Genomic DNA, 19,476 nt, shown 5'->3' with positions numbered 1-19,476 from the left:
GAAATAAAAATAGCTACGCTATACGTATGTTTAATAATAATAGTCGAATGAGTGTGCCTTGAAAGAAAATGAAAAGCAAATTTTTTAAACAAGCGTTTTAATTACGTGTTTAGTTGTCGGTTTTTTCTCTAGATTTGACCATACCAACGAGAATACAAAATTGCGCAATATAGTAAGTTGCCATCACCCATAAGTCATAAGCTGGCAAAGTTATACTAAATAACCCAATAGCAAGAATAGAGTCAGAGGCTATAAAAACAATTGCACCAACTTTGACCAACCAATGTAATGATGACAATATCGCGCTTACTCCCATCAACATAATGATCACCAAATAAACGATCACAGGTATCATGAGTTCGCCTGTTTTAGGCACAATAAAACCAGCCATCGCACATGCGTAGATAACAAGCGTGATGCTAATTAAAGACGAACTTTGTTTATTGTTATGCCATGCAAATTGTTTAAAAAATAAGTAACAATAAATGAGCTGAGCTAACAGAAACGCCGCTAAGCCAATTGTAAAGTGGTAAAAATGACTGGGGGCGAGAAAAGTATCACCGATGCCTGAAAAAAATAAAGCAGCCGACATCAAATGCTTTGTGTTTCCATCTAGCGTGCGTCTTGCAATAATTACTAGCACAATAATAGGTAACACTTTAACTGAAAATTGCAGCGAATAAGGTGCGGCAAATAACGACACTAAATACAAAGCAGCTAACGCACTGTACAAGAATACTGCGGCTTTAAAGTGAAGCTTATGTACTAATAAGTATGAGGCTTTAGTCACTTTGTAGCGCGTCAATTGGATCAAGTTGAGAGGCTTTAATCGCGGGATAAACACCAAATGTCAAACCGACCAAAGCACAAATTGAAAATGACAGCATAATAGCAGTGATTGACCAAGATACCGCCCAGTCGGAATATAATGCAATTGCTTCTGACAACAAAATGCCAAAAACCACGCCTATGAGTCCTCCTAAAATAGAGATAGTAAAACTCTCCGCCATAAACTGCATTTGAATATCTTTTTGTGTTGCACCAACGGCGCGCAACAAACCAATTTCTTTCGTACGTTCTAATACCGTTGCAAGCATGATATTCATAATACCTATTCCACCGACAAGCAAAGAAATACCGGCAACACATGACATCACAATATTAAAGATTTGCTGCGTTTGTTTTTGCTGCGCTAGCAACTGTGCCGGTACCGTCATTTCAAAGTCATTTACCTCATTATGGCGTCTTGTTAACAAGTGCTCTATGGATTGAGCGGCAAGGGTTGGCTCAACGTCTTCTATCAGCTGAAACTTCAAACTTGATAATTCACTTGATAGCTTTTTGCGCTTAAACTTATAAATAGCTGTGTTTAACGGTATAAAAAGTTGATCTTGTTCATTGCCCAACTTAACACCTTGAAATTCCGATTTTTTTAGCATCGGATTAAAAATAACGCCGACCACTTTAAACCACAGGTGATTAATTTTAACATTTTGACCTACTGCATCACCTTCGGGGAACAACTGCTTCGCTGCATTACTCCCTAGCACCGCCACTTGTTTGTATTGAATGTGATCTTGGTTAGTCAATAAGCGACCATTGGCAACGGTCAAGCTAGAAAGTTCAAAATAGCTCGGGCTTACACCTACTGCCTCAGATTTTGATTGTCCTTGAGCGCTAAAAATTGTGTAGGTCTCAATCACTTTTTGTGCACTAAAGGCTTCAATAAACGGTAGCGAAGCTAGCGCAATTTCACCATCACGAATTGTCAAACCTGCTGAATGCTTACGTTGCTCTTTTAGCTCTTGTTCTTCAAACGTTTTACTGTCGACAATTAAGTTTCTCAACCCCATTGTCTCAATCATTTTCATGGCTTCACGTTCAGCACCTTCACCAATATTAAGCATGGCGATCACGGCTCCAACGCCAAATACCATACCTAACAAGGTTAATAACGTGCGTAACTTGTGTTGGGCAAGTTCGGCTAACGTGTCATAAAACATTGCGACATATTTCATTAGCTTGCGCCTCGCTCAATCAAAGAGATTTCTTGTCCAGCTTGTAAGCCTTGCTCTATAACAGCATGGCTTAAGCTAGTTTTGCCTAGCTGCACTGGTGCTTTTTTAAATTCGCCATTGGTGTACAACCAAACATATTGTTCATTATCTTGCGAAAAAACTGCCTGCAATGGCACGATAAGTTTTTCTTTTGGAGGCTCGATCATTATTGTTGCTGTAACTTTTCTCCCCGGTACAAAGATCGATGGCTGTTGATTTGTAAGTTTCACAATAACTTCAAAGAACTTTTGTGGATCTCCACGAGTAATTGAACTTGGATAAGCAGAAATACTCTCTACTTTACCAGCAAAACGTTTATCAACTTCAGCGTTCAGTAGGAAGGAAACATCTGCATTCTCAGTCAAGTCTATTGCTTCTTTTTCCGCAACAAACAGCTTTACTTTCATTTTTTGAATATCAGGTAATTCGGCAATTTTCTGACCAGGCCAGTACAGTTGCCCAGGTCGAGATTTTTCACCTCGCCAGTTACTTTTATAAACAATCATACCGTCATGCGGTGCTTTAATTTCGAGTTTTGAAAGACTGTCTTTCAACATATTCAAATTAGTTTGATGTTGAGTTTTTTTCATTTCTAGCAAACTCATTTCACCTGATGAACTTTCGCTAAAATTACCTTCTTTCCATTCAAGGTAATTTTGTTTAGTCCCCAGGTATTGGCTGTCTTGCATAGACTCAAGTATTTCAAGCTTTGATAAAATACGTTCATCATCAATTGCGAACTTATCGGCAAAGGTCTTTTCTTCACCAACCAACGCGATATCTTTGTTGATACTGGTTAACTCCTTATTAAGTTGCCCAGATTTATCCTGTATATCTTGTAATGTCATATTAAGTTCATTTAATTTCGCCTCTTTACTTTTTGTCATCACTTCACCATCAAATTTAGCGATGATTTCTCCTTGTTTTACAAAAGTATATTCAGGCGCTAACCAAGCGAGTACTTGTGAGCCACTGCGTGATATCGGCGCATTAATCACCGTCGCTTTTGCGGCAAAAAGCTCCCCTTTTGCCGGTACTTGAATAGAAAATTGGTCATGTTTAACGGTGTATAACAAAGGCTTATGTGCTTGCTCACTGCAGCCAATAAGAGCAGTTAACGCTGCTATGAAGAATATGTTCTTAATCATCATTAACTCCCTGTCATAGTACCGGTATGGGTTCTTGGTAGAATCTCAATTCGAGCGCTCATGCCTGGACGCATTACCTTTAAATTTAGGTCATTTAAAGAAATAACTGCGTCTATCACGCGCGTTTTATCCTGATGAGATTTATCGCGAAATACGCGCCCCATTTCTGCTATTGTTCCTTCATATGTCACTTCATTTGCACTATCTAAATATATTTTTACCGCTTGCCCTTCGCTCACCTTGCCGCTGTCAGGTTCAGTAATTTGGGCTAACAACTGCATTTCTTCTAGTACAGCAAGCTCAATAATCGGTTGACCAAATTGAATATTTTCGCCCACAGCTGGCTTTTCACCCTGCCAATTAGCGCGATAAATAACCATACCGTCAATAGGCGCTTTTACTTTTAACTTCTCTTTATCAGCAACGAGTGCATTAACCTTTGAAGTAATGCGATCAACCTTACCCGTCAAACGTTTTAGGTTCATTACTGAGTTTTTTTGATGAAAAGCCAAGCGCTTTTTTGCCATTAATAGGTCACTTTCTGCGATGGTATAGTCTATTTGCGCTTTACGTCGGTCATTATCCGACTGACTATTATCTACAATAGTGATACGTCGTTGAGATTTATCAAATTCCATCTGCATTTCAGCTAACGCCAAAATTAACTCTTGTTCCTTCTCTTCCTCTCGGTTCTGCTTATTTTCCAGTTCTTTTTTCGCTTGCTGAAGCTTCGCTTTTTCATCTCGCAAACGATCAGAGACTTTCTTATCGTCAAAAGCTACCAGTAATTGACCAGCAGTAACCTTAGTATTATCGGGAATAAGTGTTTTTATTTGATATTGCCACATACGGGCAACAGACGGTGGTGCGATTAACGCAGATGTTTTAGATTCAAGTTCGCCACTTGCGGTGATCGGTGTGGTTTTATCTATTTGAATAGCTGTTAATGTCTGGTTTTCAGTGCAGGCCCCCAAAAACACTAGGCATATTATTATGTACAAACACTTCACGAGTTTTCCCCTTCTATTTCAATTTGTACACTCATGCCCGGTAATACAGAAAAGTCGGGTTTCTCGCTCAGCGCAAATTCAAGACGATAATATACATCTTCGCCCCATTCTTTTCGTATTTCGGGTTGCGTAGAAATATTTACGAGCGCTGCCGAAAACTGATATTGAGGATAAGCATCGAAAACTAGACTTCCCGTGACTCCCTTCGATACTTTTTTATAATCCACTTCGTGCAACCATGCTTCTATAAACATGCCTTTTGAAGAAGGGATTTCTGCAATTTTCCAAGAAGGTTGTGCAGTCATACCAACAAAGACCTTTTCCCCATTCCAAGGGTGAGAACCATAAATTACCGGGCCTTCTCGTTCTGCATTTAAGCTCATTTGCTTAAGCTTGTATTTATTATACGTTAGCGTACGTTGATGCTTTTCAATGGTTAACTTTTTCTTGGTGATATTCACATCATTGGTGATCTTAACCTGCACTAAATTGTCTTTTGCTTTTGCATGAGCAATCAATGCTTTTTCATAATTAAGCTGATTTTTCTCATAATCAAACTGACTGATAAATTGTTCACCAATACCTGCATCAATTTTAGCTTTTTCAAGTAATAAAGCATTGCGCTTAACTTGGTGCTGCGCTTCTAATAAGTTTTGACTAGCCTCTGAAGTAACGCGATGCAATTCATCCTCAGCGACAATCAAGCTTGTTTCTGCTTGTTCGATATTAGTGAGAATTGAGCCGCTATCAAAAACAACCACTACATCGCCTTCCTTTGCAACTTCACCTTCTGGCAGCATCCATTGTACTTGGCTTCGCCAAGTATCTGTTTTAGGTGAATAAAAAACTTGGCTCTCACTTGCCTTTATTTGCCCAGATATCAACATATTATCTTGAGCGACTACGGTTGATGTAATGCAAAGTACTGCTAAAGCGATGATTAAGCGACGCATTTTTTATCCTCTATAATCTTACCGTCACGCATTCTGATCACACGTTGTGCATAAGCTGCAATATCTTCTTCATGCGTTACTAACACTATCGTTTGACCAAGTTGATGTAGAGAAACCAATAATTCCATAATTTCATATGACGTTTTACTATCAAGGTTTCCAGTAGGTTCATCTGCAAAAATAACTTTCGGCTCATTCACCAATGCTCGCGCTATAGCAACACGTTGGCGCTGCCCACCGGACATTTCAAATGGTTTATGATCAGCACGAGCAGTCAATCCAACTTTCTCAAGCATTGCCTTGCCTTTTTCAAGCGCCTGCTCCTCGGTGTAATGCGAATACCGCAAAGGTACAATGACATTTTCCAACGCGGTTAAACGAGGTAATAGGTGAAAGGTCTGAAAAATAAAGCCTATTTTTTGATTGCGAATACTAGACAGTGATTCGTCATCCATTTGCTGTATACATTGACCAGAGAGTAAGTATTCACCAGAAGTCGGTGTATCGAGTGCACCAAGAATATTCATTAAACTCGACTTGCCTGAGCCTGACTGCCCCATAACAGCTACAAACTCATTATTATCAATTTGCAATGAAACATTATCGAGGGCAACAACCTCAGAAGCATCTTTTCCGTAAACGCGAGTGACGTTGTTTAACGCAATCATAGAACTATATCCCATTGTATATATTAACTTTTTAATATACATCGTCTAAAATATAATAACCCCTACTGATTGTAAACGTTTGTTACAAAATGTAAAATTGCAAAAGATTTCATCGTTTTTTTACCTACCGTCGGTAAAATATTACTTTTGAGCAGGCATCTGCTTTCTTAGCTTGGAACCCACATGCAATTATCAAGTAAGTTTAATCGTCCAGAATATTTACTCTTAGCAATGGCTTTTATCATGCCGCTAGTTTTTTCAGTATGGATGGCACTGCTCAATAATTTTGTCGTTGAAAAAGCAGCTTTTACGGGTAAAGAAATAGGCATTTTACAAAGCTTACGAGAAATACCAGGCTTTCTTGCCTTTACAGCAATTTACGTATTGATATTTTTGAAAGAGCAGACGTTTGCCATACTCGCGTTAGGGCTAACAGCCTTTGGGGTTGCCATTACGGGTTACTTTCCAACGGCAATGGGCTTGTATATCACCACAATAGTGATGTCAGTTGGCTTTCATTACTTCGAAACCATCAATCAGTCACTAACTTTGCAATGGATAAAGAAAGAGAATACACCACATTTTATGGGTAAACTCTTGTCTGCTAAATCAGCGGCTTCGTTACTTGCCTTCAGTAGTATTTGGCTGTTGATGGAATATTTTTCATGGAGCTACCAAGCTACCTATACACTATTTGGTGGCTTAGCATTGGTGTTAACCTGTTATTTAGCAATTGCTTTTAAACAGTTTCCTTTGCACGCAGAACAACATAAACGACTTATTTTAAGAAAACGTTATTGGTTATTTTATGCGTTAACCTTTTTCAGTGGCGCACGCCGGCAAATTTTCGTTGTTTTCGCAGGCTTTTTAATGGTAGAAAAGTTCGGCTATAGTGTTGCAGATATCAGCGCGTTATTTTTGATCAACTATATTTTTAATTGGTTGTTTGCCGCCAAAATAGGAAAACTCATCGGTATAATTGGTGAAAGGCGCGTTTTAAAGTTTGAATATTGCGGATTGGTTACACTCTTCATTGCTTACGGCTTAGCAGAAAATGCCACCTTTGCTGCCGCATTATATGTTATTGATCACCTATTTTTCGCACTCGCAATTGCAATAAAAACTTATTTCCAAAAGATAGCCGCACCTGAAGATATAGCGGCCACTGCTGGTGTAAGTTTCTCTATAAATCACATTGCAGCTGTAGTAATACCTGCCTTATTAGGTTTGGTTTGGATAACGAATTCATCGTGGGTATTTTACATTGGTGCAGGCTTTGCTTTCTGTTCTTTAGTGCTCTCGCATTTTATTCCAAATCAGCCACAACAAGGCACAGAGTTAAAATGGCAAGAAGCGAACTAATAAAACTTCGATGACACAATACTAAGGGCTAGCTATATGCTTTTCAGCCCTTATTTATTGTCTTTTAAGAATTGTAGAAACTCTACTGACGGCATTGGTTTAGCATAATAAAAGCCTTGTACTTCATCACAATGTTGCGCTTTAAGATGCGCTTCTTGATCTTGGTCTTCTATGCCTTCAGCGATCACTTTTAGGTTCATTTGTTTACCAAGGTTAATAATCGTATCAGCGATTATTGACTCGCCTGGCGTCGTAATATCATTAACAAATGAACGGTCCACTTTTAAGCGATCGAGTGGTAATTGCTTTAAGTAACTTAAAGACGAATAGCCAGTACCAAAGTCGTCTAACGCGATACTAATACCTTCTGCTTTAAGCTTTTTCAGCGCATCAACAACAACTTGAGGTTCGTCCATCAGAATATTTTCAGTTATTTCTAACTCAAGTTTATGCGGACGAACTTGATGTTTTTTAATCGAGCCAATAATTTGATCGACAAAGTTAACCCGTTTAAATTGTGGAATGGATACATTGACCGAAATGCTTACTTGTTCAAAAGATTCATGCTCTAAGGCTTTTATTTGCTGGCAAGCTTGATTAATAACCCAATCGCCTATTTCAATAATTAACCCTGAATATTCTGCAAGCGGTATAAACTCGGCAGGAGAAATAAAGTTACCATCTGCTGTACGCCACCTCAGTAAAGCTTCAGCTCCTGTAACCTTTCCGGTTGATAAACTTAATTGTGGTTGATACCAAAGCTCTAGTCTGTTATCAGCAAAATCAGTTCTCAACTGACGTATCATTCCCAAGCGCCATAGCGTTTTCTCTTCCATTTCTTGCTTGTAATACGCAAAGTGCTGCTGATTGTTTTTCTTAGCAAGATTCAGCGCAATATTTATTTGGTTCAGTACTTTAACCCCACGAGGGCCTGCGTCTTTTTTCTCACAAAAGCCAAATGTTGCACTGATGGGTAAATGCTGTTCACCTGCAGAAAAGGGTTGATTGAACAACTCACTAAGAGTGTCTGGATTAACAGTACTTTTCGGTCCAATAATGCCAAAAACGTCTGCGCCAATACGTGCAAATTGGCAGGCATTGGCAATTGTTTTCATTCTAGTCGTTACCGACATTAACAATTGATTGCCGAGATCTTGTCCTAAACCATCGTTAATATCACTAAAATGGTTAATATCGATTAAACCTGCAACGAGATCGGCGTCTTTATTTTGCGCAAAATCATCAAGCAAGTTAACAAACTCTAAACGATTAGGTAATTCTGTTAACCAGTCTTTGTATGCGGCATTTCGCAATTTTTGAAATAAATGTACGTTTTCATAACCGACAGAAATATTCGTGAGGTAAACTTCTACCAATTGTTTATCTATATCTGATAACTCGTGCTCGGGTTCAAGAAAAACAACGGCACGATAACCGCCACTGGCTAGGTACAAACACGTATATTCTTCATTAAACTGGTGTTGTTTTTGTTGGAAACAGCTCTTAATTTGCTGTTGAATAACGCTATCTGACAGCACATCAATTTTCTGATTTTTGAAGTCACTAGACATGCCAAACTGACCCAATACATACAAGCTTAGATCATCAGCACCTTCAACAATACCTTGTCCTCTAGCGCAAAAGAGACTTGATTTACATGCAATAAGTGGTTGAAGCTCTGTTAGCACGCCTTCTGCGTATTCATGTACAGAGTGCAGTTCTAATAATTCCGCAGAGGCTTCGACGATTTTTTCTAAGCCTTCTCGGTTTTGTGTCACTGTATCTATTTGTTGATATGAACGAATGGCAGCATATACAGTGGTAACAAGTTTACGACGAGTGAGTTCTGTTTTGGTTTTATAATCATTAATGTCATAGTCTTTAATGACACTTTCTTCTGGCGCGTAACCAGGTTGCCCTGTTCGAAGAACAATACGTAAGTCTTGACGTGCTAATGTTTCACGAATGTGCTTAACAACCGTTAAACCCGCATCATCGGTTTCCATGACAACATCAAGCAACACTAACACAATATCATCATGTTGTTCGATAAGTTGACACGCATCCCTACCAGAGTAGGCATGTATATAGTCCAAACGTTTACCGAGTACGATCAAATCAGACAATGCAAGCTGTGTGACTGAGTGAATCTCTGGGTCATCATCAACAATTAAGACTTTCCAAGTATCTTTACCGGCGTCTTCTACAATCTCGTCTTCATCACTATCATCGATAAACAAAAAATCGTCGTTAGTATCTTCGGAAGCCTGCATATTTTCCTCAAACCAGCAGCATAAAACCACTGTTAATCTAGCGATAGTTCACTAGTAAATTATTGTAAATTTTATTCACTATCACTTACATAATAAAAGTGAGTGACAGATTATTCAACAAAACAATTAGATAATTATCAATATTTTCCAACATGTTAATGTACTGTTAAACAAGCGCAAATTGTATACGTTAAATTAGCCGTAGACATTTTTGTTTGTGCCAGTGATACTAACTATAGTTTTTCCTCACGTATTTTTAGAGAAATTATTTCTCGTGCATACTATTAACGATAGTTTTATTGCTTTTGTCAATCGCTCTTTACTATTAATGAGGCACATTTAATGAAAGATACCACTACTTCTTCATCACAGCCCGTTGTTTTAGATGTTGATAAAACCTCTGAGATTGTCAGTGCACCGGAACAATCATCTCAACAGTCAAAACATAAGAATCAACTTTCCTCGCAAATGCAATTGCTTGGCTTAGCCAAGCAATTCGTCATTGACGGCTCTTTACTCCCCATAGAAAAACAAATGCCGTTAGAAGACAGAAGTAAAAAGCGAGAGCGCACCGCTGAATTGCGGAAGCAACAAAATATGGAAAGTATTATTCAACGGGCTATTCATTATTGTGCAGATGACAAAGTCACTGATCGTGTTGATCAAGACTGGTTTGCAAGCTTTATTGAGTTAGCTGAACATATTAGTAATAAAACCATGCAAGATTTATGGGCAAAAATACTGGCAGGAGAAATAGCGGCACCAGGTAGTTTTTCTTTGAAATCATTACAAGCGTTTCGTACGATGAGTATTCATGAAGCAAAGCTATTTGCTAAAGCATGTAGCTTAGCTGTTAGCGATAATCATCGAAAAAGTATGCGTTTAATTTCTGGCGCCTCACAACTACCGGGGATTATTAATTTTTTTACCGGTAACCGACAGCATCCAATCAACCTGTCTGCTTTTGGTTTATCATATGCTGAATTATTAACCCTAGCAGATAACCATTTAATTTTTATTCAAGAAACGGAAACCCCCCCTATTAAAAAAGGTGAAACACTTACTTTTGATTACAATGGCGAGCCCTTTTCTTTAGTATCAACAAAACAGAATGTGTTGTTATCGTTTTATAAGTTCACACCTATTGGTAACGAACTTGCGCAATTAATTGCCAACAAGCCTGATGCTAAATATCGCGGTTATGTTAAGCAGGAGTTTACTGGACTTTTTTCAGTACAGTAACCTTATTAAAAATAGATCTTCTTACCCATAAAAAAAGCCCGATATACAACGGGCTTTTTTTTATGGGTTAAGCAGTGGCTGTTAAATGCCATCACCATCAGTATGCAAACCGCACTCGCGTTGCATACCTGAAAATCTTACTTCGCTTTCATCCATGCCTAATGTTAATGGCCTCGTAGAATGTGTATCACCTACACTGACATAACCTTTATCCCATAATGGATGGTAAGGTAATCCATGCTTGGTTAGGTACTGATGTACATCCTTATTATGCCAATCAATAATCGGGTGCACTTTAAATCGACCTCGAAGGATACTAACAACGGAAAGCCCTTCACGATGATTTGATTGTTGTCTACGTATGCCAGAAAACCAAGTACCTGCTTGTAATTCGGTCAATCCGCGCTCTAGTGGCTCAACCTTATTACGTCGATTATATGCTTTTAATGAGGCCTCATTTTTGTCCCATTCTTCGCCGTACTTTGCTAACTGCCAAGCAGCACTCTCTTTAGCGCTATAGACATGAAGATTTAATTTCAACTTATCTGTGAGTTGATCGATAAACTGATACGTTTCAGGGAACAAATGTCCTGTATCAGTGAGAATAACCGGAATATTCGCATCGACTTGCGTCATCATATGTAACATTACGGCTGATTGAATGCCAAAGCTCGACGATAAAACGAACTTACTCGGTAAGTTCTCTAACGCCCATTCAACTCGTCCTGTAGCACTTTGCTTTTCCAATAATTCATTCCACTGATTTAACCATGGTTCAGGTAAAGAAGCAGGAAATTTATTATTAATCGCCGATGACGTCACAGGTTGCGTGTTATTAGTCATGAAAGTCTCGCTTACTGACTTTAACTTCTTGGATAATGCCCGCACGGATCACGAAATCACCAAATGCTTCATGTTGCTCACGTTCATTTACCCAACGTGCAACTAAGCCGTCTATTTCAGTCAGAATATTTTGTTCATCTAAGTTTTCTTTATACATTTTAGGTACACGTGTACCGGCAATATTACCACCTAGATGCATATTGTATTTGCCCGGCCCTTTGCCCACTAAACCAAGCTCAGCAAGCATTGCGCGCCCACAACCATTAGGACATCCCGTTACACGCAATATAATATGCTCATCAGCAACGCCGTGCTTTGCCAGAATGGCATCAACATCGTCAATTAATCCTGGTAGATAACGTTCAGCTTCGGCCATAGCAAGCGGACATGTTGGAAACGCCACACATGCCATCGAATTTTTACGTTGATTTGACACCTTCTCGTCTAATAATCCGTGTTCACGAGCAATATTTTCAATCAACGCTTTGTCTTCTTCAGCCACGCCTGCAACGATCAAATTCTGGTTAGCTGTCATGCGAAAATCACCTTTGTGAACTTTTGCAATTTCAGCAACACCTGTTTTCAGTGGTTTACCAGGATAGTCTAACAACCGACCATTTTCGATAAAGAGCGCTAAATGGTGCTTGCCATCAATACCAGCAACCCAACCTAAACGATCGCCACGCTCTGTAAATTCATACGGTCGACTTTGCTCGAATATAATTCCCGCTCTACGTTCAACTTCCGCTTTAAATGTGTCGATTCCCACACGATCAAGTGTATACTTCGTTTTTGCATTCTTACGATTTACACGATTTCCCCAATCACGTTGCACTGTTACAACAGCAGCAGCAACATCAAGTGTGTTTGCTAAAGGTACAAAGCCAAAGTCGTCCGCTTTTCGTGGGTATGTAGATTTGTCACCATGAGTCATCGCCAAACCACCACCCACAAGTACGTTGAAGCCAATTAACTTACCTTGCTCTGCAATTGCAACAAAATTAAGATCATTCGCGTGAACGTCAACATCATTTTGTGGTGGAATAACAACCGTTGTTTTGAATTTACGCGGTAAATAATTACTGCCTAAAATCGGCTCTTCAGTATTTTCTCCTTGCTCGCCCTCTAGTTTTTCACCATCTAACCAGATTTCAGCGTATGCGCGAGTTTTAGGGAGTAAGTGTTCACTTATCTTTTTTGCCCATTCATAGGCTTCTTGATGTAGCTCAGACTCTACAGGATTTGTCGTACATAAAACGTTTCGGTTTACATCGCCAGCAGTGGCGATAGAGTCAATGCCAATACTGTTTAATGTTTGATGCATCACTTTAATATTCGGTTTTAATACACCATGAAACTGAAAAGTTTGACGCGTCGTTAAGCGTATAGAACCATACATGGTTTTTTCTTCGGCAAATTTATCAATTGCTAACCATTGTGTAGGTGTAATAATACCGCCAGGCATGCGAGCACGAAGCATCACATTATGAAGTGGTTCAAGCTTTTGCTTAGTACGCTCAGCACGAATATCTCGGTCATCTTGCTGATACATCCCATGAAAACGAATAAGCTGAAAGTTATCACCAATAAAGCCACCAGTGATTGGATCTTTTAGATCTTGTTCAATGGTACCGCGTAAAAAGTTACTGCCAGCTTTTAAACGCTCGTTATCTGCTAACTTACCTTCAACGATTAGAGGGCCATTTGCTTGAGTAGTATCAGTCATTAATATACGTCCTTCTGATAACGCTTAGCGTTGCGTAAATCTTTTAAATATTGCTCAGCTTGTTCAGCTGTTTTATTACCCTGTTCAGCTACAATGTCTAGTAATGCTGATTCAACATCTTTCGCCATACGGCTCATATCACCACAAATATAAAGGTGAGCACCGCGTTCTAACCAAGCGAACACATCAGCTGCTTGCTGACGCAATCGATCTTGTACATATATTTTTTCAGCTTGATCACGAGAAAAGGCTAGATCAAGACGAGTTAATAAACCTGATTTCAAGTAGCCTTGCCATTCCAACTGATATAGAAAGTCTTGTGTAAATGTTTGATCACCAAAGAATAACCAGTTATCACCCTCTGCTTCTGCTGCATCACGTTCTTGCATAAACGCTCTAAATGGTGCAATACCAGTACCTGGACCAATCATAATAACTGGCGTATTACCGTCTGGTGGTAAACGGAAATTGTCATTGTGTTCAATAAACACCTTAACTTCTCCGCCTTCTGCTAGACGCTTACCTAAAAAGCTCGATGCACCGCCTGCACGAGCTTGACCATTGGCTTCGTATTCTACTAAGCCGACGGTCAAATGTACCTCTTCGTCAACTTCAGATTGACTTGATGCAATAGAATACAAACGTGGCGTTATTTTACGCAATGCATCAACAAAGACCTGTGCTTCTACCTTTGCCGGTGCCGATTTCACAATATCAACAATCTGATGATTAGCTGCATATTCACGTGCAATATTTTTGTCGCTTGCTAACTTTATTAACGCTTCATCGTTTGAGATATTCGCCCAAAACTCTATAAACGCTGGCGCAGTTTGAGTAATTTCTAGCTTTGTAAGTAAGGCATCTTGCAAACGATAAGCTTCACCTGCGACTGTGATTGTTTCATCAGCAGACAATGACAATGCTGCAATTAATTCATCAACTAACAAAATGTCATTTTCAAACCACACACCTAAAGCATCGCCAGCTTGATAGGTAATACCTGACTCGCCTAAATCAATTTCAATATGACGTACATCTTTATTTGAATCTCGTCCGGTAATTTTTTGACTAACGCTTAATTCAGCAACATAAGGATTCTGTTTAGTGTATTGACTGGTCGCACCGGCTGTTGGCATAGCAACAACATTCGTCTGAGAAGTGCTAGCACCAAGTAGCTCTTTAGATTTTGATAAAATATCTTCCGACCACGCTTTTGCATCATCATCATAATCAACGTCACAATCTAAACGCGGTGCAATTTGTTTTGCCCCTAATTTGGCAAGATACTCGTCAAAGTCTTTACCCGTTTGACAAAAGAATTCGTAGCTTGAGTCACCTAATGCCAATACACTGTAATGCAAGTGTTCTAATTTAGGCGCTTTTTTAGACGATAAAAATTCATGAAAACCAATCGCGTCATCAGGTGGCTCACCCTCACCATTTGTGCTGGCAACAATGAGTAAATGGGTAACATTTTTAATACTTTTCGGTTTAAACTCGCCCATGCTTTTGCATTCAACAGTAAGCCCCTGCGCTTGCGCTTGTTCAGCAAGACTTGTAGCAACACCTTTCGCATTGCCTGTTTGTGAACCATATAAAATAGTTAAGGTTGCAGAAGCTTGCGGAACAATCGCCGTCGGTAAAACCGCTACAGAGGAACCTTCACTTTTCGCCGCTAAATACCCACTAGCCCACGCCAATTGCAACGGAGAATAGCCACCAATGGTTTCTTTCAGCGTGCTCAATTGTTCTTGGCTTAGCATGGTTTGATTTAAGTTTTGCTCAGACATCTATCGTCAACTCGCCCATTTCTAATATAGGACAAGAATAGATCGAGATATTCAAAATTAAAAAGAATAGAAAAGGCTTTTTTATTCCAAAAGTGAATAACTAGCTTTTTTTCAGTACTATCAAGTACTACTAGAGAATCTATTTAAACCGTTACATTGCTCTTGTACCGGATACCCAGTCAAACAGATTTAGCGTTTGAAAATTTTGACGTTTAAATGGAAATATTAATAAGAAGAGCGCTAAGCAAAAGCTACCAAACAATACGTCCATAGAAAACTTCAGTTGTACGTTCAAACATACAAGCAGATAAAGTACATTGGTGGTGATAAATGAACGAATGAATAACGATACAGCAACACTTGAAGGTTGTTTTCCCGTAAGCGAATTGTACTGTAGACGAAAAATAACATCACCGAACGTTTGCTTTTTCGTTATCGCAATGGTTATTGAATTGAGTAAGATATGGCCTGCCCAAATGATAGCGACTATAACAAGCGTATTTTCAATTGGAGTGAGTTCTAAAATAACAAAATGTAAGAACAGATAACTAATATAGAAAGTGGCCAGAAGCGACAGTGTTTGTTTTAAAAGCAATTGCCATCGACTTTCATTACCCAAGTGTTTGCTCATCAATATTCCTTCGCTAAATAGTAACTTACACCGTTTTTAAAATTAACACCTCCGCATTAACCGCGTCAAACTTAACTAGCACAAACAATACATTGGCTTTAAGTTTGTTTTGTTGGTTTACGCTAACAATATGGAAACATAAATTTTGTTGTACGTTGTTTTTCAACAATATGTTCTTAGATGCGATGGCTAAAATTAGCTTCCTTTAGACGTTGGCCTAGTTTTCATGGCTACTATTGCTGTTATAAATTTTACCTGGCAAGCTCACTTTAAAGACATCAGCTACCAAATCAACAATAACTATAGTGTATTAGATTTTCTAGGTGGTTCATTTTGGATCTTCCGTGCCGTACTTTTTGAAGAGTTACTCTTTAGAGGCGTGCTGCTATACCTGTTAATTAAACATGTCGGAATGATTAAAGCCTGTATTTTCAGCTCAATAGTCTTTGGTATTTATCATTGGTTCAGTTATGAGGTATTCGGATCCAGACTTGTTTTAATGATTTATGTATTCTTAATCACTGGCGCTGGCGGTTGGATGTTTGCCTACGCATTTGCAAAAACGAAATCTTTATATGCCCCCATTGGCTTGCATCTTGGATGGAACCTTGTTTCTGCAATCGTGTTTTCTGCAGGCCCCATTGGAAATCAATGGTTGATTCAACAAGGAGACGCTATTCAAACAAATGGTTGGGTAACATTGTTGTTTTTTTCATTGCAAACGATCATTGCTCCTGGTCTTGTAACTTGGTACTTGCATAGTTGTTATACATCAGCCAATTCACATTTTCACAAAAACGCAACGTAAACAATCACTGCGTTTTCTCTATTCCTCCCTTGTTCGTTAACTGAGCAAGCTTACATATGATGCGGGCTCATTCTAGATTGAATTTCCACCAGTTAGCGGACAATCCAAAAATGTCTTAAACATTTGATTGGCTAGGCTCGCACAATCAATTAGTATTACGACAATTTTGATAATAAACGAGTTTATCATGTCCATAACATTAAATTGGGACAAAGCAGGTGTAGAGTATTTTTGTTCAGATACCGTCACTTTCGACGACGTTAAGCGTGCCGATGAAACCGTTTTTAACGATGAAAGGTTTGACGCCATTGATTATGTCTTTATAAATGCGTTAAACATAAATACGGTCACACTCAGTAAACTGGATATTCAAATTGACGTCGCTAACGATTTTTCTCACTCATTCAAGAACGAAAACCTTAAAATGGCTTTTATTGCCAACAAACCTCATATTCGTAAAGTTGCCGAGTACTATGTAACTTTGTTTCGTCAACGTCATATTGATTGGCAGGTTGCAGTATTTGTATCACTAGAAGAAGCACGTCATTGGGTTAGTTAATATCCGCGGTTAACTAAGACAGATAGGGTATTTGTTATATGTGGCAGGTAATTAATGATAAACGGTAAACAAGGAAGCATTATTGGTCGCTATAATGTATAAACAATTACGTTAACTTATTAGATATTGCGATAAATTTATCCATGCCATTATCAACGCTACTAAATAAACTTCCCCCGAGAAATATTTGCTTAGCAAATGCGTTATTTTGGTTAGTCTTAAATACAATTGCCGCTTACTATAATTACCGTATGCAGCTGCATTATGAGCGGCCAGCAATTTACACAGATATTTGGCTCGAGTACTTGCCTTGGTGGGGAAATTGGGCCTTTGTTGCGCCACTTGTTTTTGCTTCTACACAGTTAATTCCATTTAAAAAAACACAACTAGCGCGTTTTATTATATTAAATATTATCGCTTCAATAGTGCTATTTTTTCTTTATTGGTTTTTAACCGTAATACAAGTTGCACTTATTCAACATGGCAGGGTAACGTTTAAAATAATACAAGACGCCTTTGATCGGCTTTTATTAAGCCCGTTGCATATTGATTTCCTCATTTATCTTGCCGTATTTTGTGCAGGCTATGCCCTTACGTATTACACACGTGCAAAACAACACGCAGTTAAAAATCAACAACTGGCTAAACAACTTGTAGAAGTAGAGTTACAGTCATTACGCTCACAACTCAACCCACATTTCCTTTTCAATACCTTGAATACGGTGGCAAGCCTTATTCGCTTAGATGAGAAGAACAAAGCGGTGAAGGCCCTAAGTGAACTGAGTCTGATGCTACGAAAAGTACTCGAAAATCAAAATAATCAACTGATCCCATTGCCACAAGAAATTGAATTTATAGATAGCTACTTAACCATTCAAAAAATGCGCTTCGAAGATAAACTTAAAACAGAAGTTCAACTTGAGGGAAACTTACATGCTTGTCAGATCCCATTTATGTTGCTACAACCCTTGGTCGAAAACGCAGTGCAACATGGCAGTCAATTAGAAAGTAATCAAAATAAATTAACCCTTCGGGTTGCATGTGACGATGAGCAGTTATCAATAACGTTAGTAAACAAAATAGCGCATACGGATGATCATCAAGGATTTGGTATTGGTATAACTAACTGTCGTCAACGGTTAGATAAAATATACAAAAATCGTTATACATTTAGCCTTAAAGAAATAGAAAATGATTATTTTGAAACACGTTTAACTTTACCCATTGGGGTGCACTATGATTAACGTATTAATTGCTGATGATGAAAGATTAGCAAGACAGACCATCGAATACCTACTGAAAGATCAACAAGATATTGGTGATATTTTCTTTGCTGAAAATGGTAACCAAGTGGTTGAAATGGCAAAAACTCACCACCCAGATATCATTTTTCTAGACATTCAAATGCCTGGTAAAAATGGTTTAGAAGCGGCAGAGTTATTATCAATTGACGCGGTTATTGTTTTTGCCACCGCCTTTGATCAATATGCTATCAGTGCTTTTGAGTTAAATGCGATTGACTACCTATTAAAACCATATGACGATGAAAGATTTTATCAAGCATTAGATAAAGCAAAGCTGCAAGTTGCCAATAACCAAGTAAGTAACCTTGCAAATATTAATGAACTTATTGTTCACCTTAAGCAACAAGCTGACTCGCCCTTTAAAACGCAGTTGGTGGTAAAAGATCCAGGTCGAATTCGCATTGTTGATGTCAACGATATTGAATATATCCAGGGCGCAGGGAACTACGCAGATATCCACTTAAAAAATGGTGACCACTTACTGCATCGCGCAACCTTAACCATGCTTGAAACACAGTTGAACCCACAAGAATTTATACGAATTCATCGTTCTTCTATCGTAAGTCGTCATTGTGTAAAAGCACTAACAGCTACTGATACCGGTGACTACCTCGTACATCTAAAAAGTAAATCACAACTCACTCTTAGCAGACGAAATAAAAATAAACTCGATACTTTACTGAATGAGCGATAACCGACTTTTTGTGCAATAACCATAAAAAAAAGGGGCAACATATGTTGCCCCAAAAAATGCGCTTATTGAATTAATTATGTCTCAACAAGCTACCTCACAAAATCAAGAATTCAGTTGTCCAAAGAGAATCAATTAACTGTTCTTGACACTAAAATAGGACTACTTGCACCCATTTAAAAACGGCTACAACTCTATTAAGCACAACCATAGTGACAAAATATGCGTATTTTACGAATAATTATTAATCATAATTTATAACTTATTGCATATAAACGTTTTTTTATAATGCTTATGCAACATATTTTGTAAAATATGAGCATACCTTAGTCTGATAAAATTAATCACTCTCACTATAAAAGTAAGCTTTTATTTATGCTCATTAAATTATTAAGTAATTTTATGTAAGAA

17 protein-coding genes are annotated in these 19,476 nt (G+C 38.5%); 6 read left to right on the top strand and 11 right to left on the bottom strand.

The features are described from left to right. Positions 1 to 109 precede the first annotated feature (109 nt). Genes QUE09_RS01640 through QUE09_RS01615 form a run of 6 tightly spaced genes read right to left on the bottom strand, consistent with a single transcriptional unit; the run spans position 110 to position 5,836 of the window. The gene (locus QUE09_RS01640; RefSeq protein ID WP_286234464.1) at positions 110 to 790 is read right to left on the bottom strand and encodes a lysoplasmalogenase; all 681 of its coding nucleotides are present in this window, start codon (positions 788 to 790) and stop codon (positions 110 to 112) included. Continuing rightward, positions 783 to 2,018, bottom strand: coding sequence for an ABC transporter permease (locus QUE09_RS01635; RefSeq protein ID WP_286234463.1), 1,236 nt, complete (start codon positions 2,016 to 2,018; stop codon positions 783 to 785). Before QUE09_RS01635 ends, QUE09_RS01640 begins: the two co-directional genes overlap by 8 nt. After that, entirely contained in the window at positions 2,018 to 3,205 is a 1,188-nt protein-coding gene (locus QUE09_RS01630; protein WP_286234462.1) for an efflux RND transporter periplasmic adaptor subunit, read from the bottom strand. Before QUE09_RS01630 ends, QUE09_RS01635 begins: the two co-directional genes overlap by 1 nt. 2 nt (positions 3,206 to 3,207) lie before the next feature. After that, entirely contained in the window at positions 3,208 to 4,215 is a 1,008-nt protein-coding gene (locus tag QUE09_RS01625; RefSeq protein ID WP_286234461.1) for an HlyD family secretion protein, read from the bottom strand. Then, the gene (locus tag QUE09_RS01620) at positions 4,212 to 5,168 is read right to left on the bottom strand and encodes an HlyD family secretion protein (RefSeq protein WP_286234460.1); all 957 of its coding nucleotides are present in this window, start codon (positions 5,166 to 5,168) and stop codon (positions 4,212 to 4,214) included. The genes QUE09_RS01625 and QUE09_RS01620 overlap by 4 nt, the downstream gene beginning before the upstream one ends. Next, the gene (locus QUE09_RS01615; protein WP_286234459.1) at positions 5,156 to 5,836 is read right to left on the bottom strand and encodes an ABC transporter ATP-binding protein; all 681 of its coding nucleotides are present in this window, start codon (positions 5,834 to 5,836) and stop codon (positions 5,156 to 5,158) included. Before QUE09_RS01615 ends, QUE09_RS01620 begins: the two co-directional genes overlap by 13 nt. Positions 5,837 to 6,019: 183 nt before the next feature. On the opposite strand from QUE09_RS01615, the gene QUE09_RS01610 reads away from it, so the two are divergent. Next, positions 6,020 to 7,198, top strand: coding sequence for an MFS transporter (locus QUE09_RS01610; RefSeq protein ID WP_286234458.1), 1,179 nt, complete (start codon positions 6,020 to 6,022; stop codon positions 7,196 to 7,198). Between the two features lie 50 nt (positions 7,199 to 7,248). On the opposite strand, the gene QUE09_RS01605 is transcribed toward QUE09_RS01610, so the two are convergent. Then, positions 7,249 to 9,471 carry a bifunctional diguanylate cyclase/phosphodiesterase gene (locus tag QUE09_RS01605; protein WP_286234457.1) on the bottom strand — a complete coding sequence of 741 codons (2,223 nt, stop codon included), beginning with the start codon at positions 9,469 to 9,471 and terminating at the stop codon, positions 7,249 to 7,251. A gap of 342 nt (positions 9,472 to 9,813) precedes the next feature. Here QUE09_RS01605 and QUE09_RS01600 point away from each other — a divergent pair, with 342 nt between their 5' ends. Continuing rightward, positions 9,814 to 10,713 (top strand): TIGR03899 family protein, encoded by a 900-nt coding sequence (locus tag QUE09_RS01600; RefSeq protein ID WP_286234456.1) that lies wholly within the window; start codon positions 9,814 to 9,816, stop codon positions 10,711 to 10,713. 81 nt (positions 10,714 to 10,794) lie between these two features. Here the strand turns inward: QUE09_RS01600 and QUE09_RS01595 are convergent, their stop codons facing one another. The 4 genes from QUE09_RS01595 to QUE09_RS01580 form a co-directional block, all read right to left on the bottom strand. Next, a complete protein-coding gene (locus tag QUE09_RS01595; RefSeq protein WP_286234455.1) occupies positions 10,795 to 11,556 on the bottom strand; it encodes a phosphoadenylyl-sulfate reductase in 762 nt (253 codons plus the stop codon). Next, complete coding sequence (gene cysI, locus QUE09_RS01590; protein WP_286234454.1) at positions 11,549 to 13,282, bottom strand: assimilatory sulfite reductase (NADPH) hemoprotein subunit; 1,734 nt, start codon at positions 13,280 to 13,282, stop codon at positions 11,549 to 11,551. The genes QUE09_RS01595 and cysI overlap by 8 nt, the downstream gene beginning before the upstream one ends. Next, positions 13,282 to 15,072, bottom strand: a complete 1,791-nt coding sequence (locus QUE09_RS01585) for an assimilatory sulfite reductase (NADPH) flavoprotein subunit (RefSeq protein WP_286234453.1) — start codon at positions 15,070 to 15,072, stop codon at positions 13,282 to 13,284. Before QUE09_RS01585 ends, cysI begins: the two co-directional genes overlap by 1 nt. Positions 15,073 to 15,223: 151 nt before the next feature. Continuing rightward, positions 15,224 to 15,703 (bottom strand): hypothetical protein, encoded by a 480-nt coding sequence (locus QUE09_RS01580; RefSeq protein ID WP_286234452.1) that lies wholly within the window; start codon positions 15,701 to 15,703, stop codon positions 15,224 to 15,226. A 226-nt stretch (positions 15,704 to 15,929) separates the two neighbouring features. Between QUE09_RS01580 and QUE09_RS01575 the strand changes: the two genes are divergently transcribed. From QUE09_RS01575 to QUE09_RS01560, 4 genes are all read left to right on the top strand, one after another. Continuing rightward, entirely contained in the window at positions 15,930 to 16,511 is a 582-nt protein-coding gene (locus QUE09_RS01575; RefSeq protein WP_286234451.1) for a CPBP family intramembrane glutamic endopeptidase, read from the top strand. Positions 16,512 to 16,698: 187 nt separating this feature from the next. Next, positions 16,699 to 17,070: a hypothetical protein gene (locus tag QUE09_RS01570; protein WP_286234450.1), complete on the top strand. Its 372-nt coding sequence runs from the start codon at positions 16,699 to 16,701 to the stop codon at positions 17,068 to 17,070. Positions 17,071 to 17,213: 143 nt separating this feature from the next. Further along, positions 17,214 to 18,314: a sensor histidine kinase gene (locus QUE09_RS01565; protein WP_286234449.1), complete on the top strand. Its 1,101-nt coding sequence runs from the start codon at positions 17,214 to 17,216 to the stop codon at positions 18,312 to 18,314. Beyond that, positions 18,307 to 19,068 (top strand): LytR/AlgR family response regulator transcription factor, encoded by a 762-nt coding sequence (locus QUE09_RS01560; RefSeq protein ID WP_286234448.1) that lies wholly within the window; start codon positions 18,307 to 18,309, stop codon positions 19,066 to 19,068. Before QUE09_RS01565 ends, QUE09_RS01560 begins: the two co-directional genes overlap by 8 nt. Positions 19,069 to 19,476: the final 408 nt, after the last annotated feature.

Source organism: Thalassotalea sediminis, assembly GCF_030295915.1.
Classification (GTDB): domain Bacteria; phylum Pseudomonadota; class Gammaproteobacteria; order Enterobacterales; family Alteromonadaceae; genus Thalassotalea_C; species Thalassotalea_C sediminis.
The sequence above is the reverse complement of the archived record's forward strand: the minus strand, read 5'-3'. Positions and strand labels throughout refer to the sequence as shown.

Coding starts and splice junctions, on each gene's coding strand:
- QUE09_RS01565 (WP_286234449.1), top strand. CDS start 17,214: ATGCCATTATCAACGCTACTAAATAAACTTCCCCCGAGAAATATTTGC.
- QUE09_RS01575 (WP_286234451.1), top strand. CDS start 15,930: ATGGCTACTATTGCTGTTATAAATTTTACCTGGCAAGCTCACTTTAAA.
- QUE09_RS01610 (WP_286234458.1), top strand. CDS start 6,020: ATGCAATTATCAAGTAAGTTTAATCGTCCAGAATATTTACTCTTAGCA.
- QUE09_RS01630 (WP_286234462.1), bottom strand. CDS start 3,205: ATGATTAAGAACATATTCTTCATAGCAGCGTTAACTGCTCTTATTGGC.
- QUE09_RS01615 (WP_286234459.1), bottom strand. CDS start 5,836: ATGATTGCGTTAAACAACGTCACTCGCGTTTACGGAAAAGATGCTTCT.
- QUE09_RS01600 (WP_286234456.1), top strand. CDS start 9,814: ATGAAAGATACCACTACTTCTTCATCACAGCCCGTTGTTTTAGATGTT.
- QUE09_RS01580 (WP_286234452.1), bottom strand. CDS start 15,703: ATGAGCAAACACTTGGGTAATGAAAGTCGATGGCAATTGCTTTTAAAA.
- QUE09_RS01595 (WP_286234455.1), bottom strand. CDS start 11,556: ATGACTAATAACACGCAACCTGTGACGTCATCGGCGATTAATAATAAA.
- QUE09_RS01605 (WP_286234457.1), bottom strand. CDS start 9,471: ATGCAGGCTTCCGAAGATACTAACGACGATTTTTTGTTTATCGATGAT.
- QUE09_RS01570 (WP_286234450.1), top strand. CDS start 16,699: ATGTCCATAACATTAAATTGGGACAAAGCAGGTGTAGAGTATTTTTGT.
- QUE09_RS01560 (WP_286234448.1), top strand. CDS start 18,307: ATGATTAACGTATTAATTGCTGATGATGAAAGATTAGCAAGACAGACC.
- QUE09_RS01585 (WP_286234453.1), bottom strand. CDS start 15,072: ATGTCTGAGCAAAACTTAAATCAAACCATGCTAAGCCAAGAACAATTG.
- cysI (WP_286234454.1), bottom strand. CDS start 13,282: ATGACTGATACTACTCAAGCAAATGGCCCTCTAATCGTTGAAGGTAAG.
- QUE09_RS01635 (WP_286234463.1), bottom strand. CDS start 2,018: ATGAAATATGTCGCAATGTTTTATGACACGTTAGCCGAACTTGCCCAA.
- QUE09_RS01620 (WP_286234460.1), bottom strand. CDS start 5,168: ATGCGTCGCTTAATCATCGCTTTAGCAGTACTTTGCATTACATCAACC.